3 protein-coding genes are annotated in these 2,004 nt (G+C 60.1%); all 3 read left to right on the top strand.

Features of this window, described 5'->3' with window-relative positions; translation table 11 throughout:
- The coding region (locus ACUYV6_RS13125) for an amino acid ABC transporter ATP-binding protein (RefSeq protein ID WP_449279120.1) at positions 1–687 on the top strand (687 nt) is incomplete at its 5' end.
- A gap of 7 nt (positions 688–694) precedes the next feature.
- The gene (locus tag ACUYV6_RS13120; protein WP_449279119.1) at positions 695–1,342 is read left to right on the top strand and encodes an amino acid ABC transporter permease; all 648 of its coding nucleotides are present in this window, start codon (positions 695–697) and stop codon (positions 1,340–1,342) included.
- 14 nt (positions 1,343–1,356) lie between these two features.
- Positions 1,357–2,001 (top strand): amino acid ABC transporter permease, encoded by a 645-nt coding sequence (locus ACUYV6_RS13115; RefSeq protein ID WP_449279118.1) that lies wholly within the window; start codon positions 1,357–1,359, stop codon positions 1,999–2,001.
- Positions 2,002–2,004 lie beyond the last annotated feature (3 nt).

Here is a 2,004-nt window from a genome sequence, read left to right as displayed (position 1 = left end):
GTGGATCTCGCGATGGACGAGGGTGAGGTCGTGTCGATCATTGGTCCGTCGGGTGGTGGGAAGAGCACGTTTTTGCGGTGTTTGAACTATCTCGAGGTGCCTACTGAGGGCACGATCACGATTGGTGGGGCTCGGATCAAGGCGGGTGGGAAGCATCCGGATAAAGCGAGTTTGGATCATTTGCGTCGGGTGACGGGGATGGTGTTCCAGTCGTTTAACCTGTTTCCGCATTTGACGGTGATGGAGAACATTACGTTGCCGCAGCGGAAGGTGCTGGGGCGGAGTAAGGATGAAGCGGCTGAGGTCGCGAATCAGTTGCTGAAGAAGGTGGGGTTGCCGGATAAGGCGGGCCAGTATCCGGCACGTTTGTCGGGTGGGCAGCAGCAGCGCATCGCGATCGCGCGGGCGTTGGCGTTGTCGCCGAAGGTGATGCTGTTTGATGAGCCGACGAGTGCGTTGGATCCTGAGATTGGTCTTGAGGTGCTCGCGGTGATGCGTGATCTCGCTGATGAGGGGATGACGATGCTCGTGGTCACGCATGAGATGAGCTTTGCCCGGGATGTGTCGAACCGGGTGATGGTTTTGGGTGATGGTGGGGTGCTTGAGTTGGGGCCGTCGGAGCAGGTGATGTCGGATCCGCAGAGTGAGCGGACGCGGCAGTTCCTCACGGCTGTGCTGGATCGGTGATGCGCTGATGGTCCTCGAAATATTCCAGGCGATCCTCAAGGGTGTGGGTCTGACCTTGTGGATCACGGGTGCGTCGTTGGTGATCGGTGGGGTGGTCGCGTTGATCCTCGTGGCCGGGACGCGGTCTCGGTTCGCGATTTTGCGGGGCATTGTGACGGGGTATATCGGGATCGTGCGGGTGATCCCGCCGATCACGTGGTTGTTCCTGATCTACTTCGGGTTGCCGCAGTTCGCGTTGCGCTTGTCGACGACGGAGGCTGCGGTGATCGGGTTCTCGGTGATCGCGTCGGCGTTCATGGCGGAGATTTACCGGTCGGGGTTGTTATCGATCCCGGCGGGGCAGCGTGAAGCGTCGCATGCGCTCGGGTTGCCGACGTTCACGACGGTGCAGCACATTATTACGCCGCAGGCGTTCCGGGTCGCGTTGCCGGCGATCGCGACGTACGCGATCGGGTTGCTGAAGGATTCCGCGCTCGCGTCGCAGATCGGTGCGCACGAGATCACGTACTTCGCGCAGCAGCAGGCCAAGCAAACTCACCAGGGAGTGCTCGCGTTCGTGATCGCGGGTGTGTTGTACATCGCGATCAGTTTGATCGTCGCGGTGATCTCGCGTCGGGTTGATCTCGCGCTGCGTCGGAAGATCGGAGTCGCATAATGTTGCAAGATTGGATGAGTTGGCTGCCGGATATGTGGCCGGGCCTGGTCGTGAGCTTGCAGCTGACCGGGATGGCGCTGCTGTTCGGCCTCCCGCTCGGGTTGCTGCTTGCGGTGATGACCGAGGCGCATAAAGTGCCCCCGTTGCAGTGGGTCGCGTTTTTGGTTGTGGAGATCGGGCGTGGTCTGCCGGCGCTGGTGTTGCTGTATCTGATGTACTTCAGCTTGCCCGAGGTCGGGTTGGTGTTCGATGCGTTGCCGACAGCGATCGTGGCGATGGCGTGGAACACGGGCGCGTATGCGTCGGAGTATTTCCGGGCCGGGATCGCTGCGGTTCCGAATGGGCAGAAAGAAGCCGCTCTCACCAGTGGGTTGCGTGGGTGGACCGGGTTCTCGCACATTATTCTCCCGCAGGCGTTGCGGATCTCGACGCCGCCGTTGGCGGGGCTTGCGGTGTTGGCGTTCCAGGCGTCTGCGTTGGCGTTTATTATCGCGGTGCCGGAGTTGATGTCGAAGGCGTACGAGATTAGCTCGATGTCGTTTAAGTATTTGAGTGTGTTCTCGTTGACTGCGGTGTTGTACGGGTCGATCACGTTGGTGTTCCTGGGTCTGGTCAGGATTCTGGAGTGGCGTTTGAATTTGCATCTGAAACGTAACTAACCA

Source organism: Leucobacter sp. GX24907 (assembly GCF_053567335.1).
Note: the sequence above shows the minus strand (reverse complement) of the source record. Positions and strands in the feature narration are given on the sequence as shown.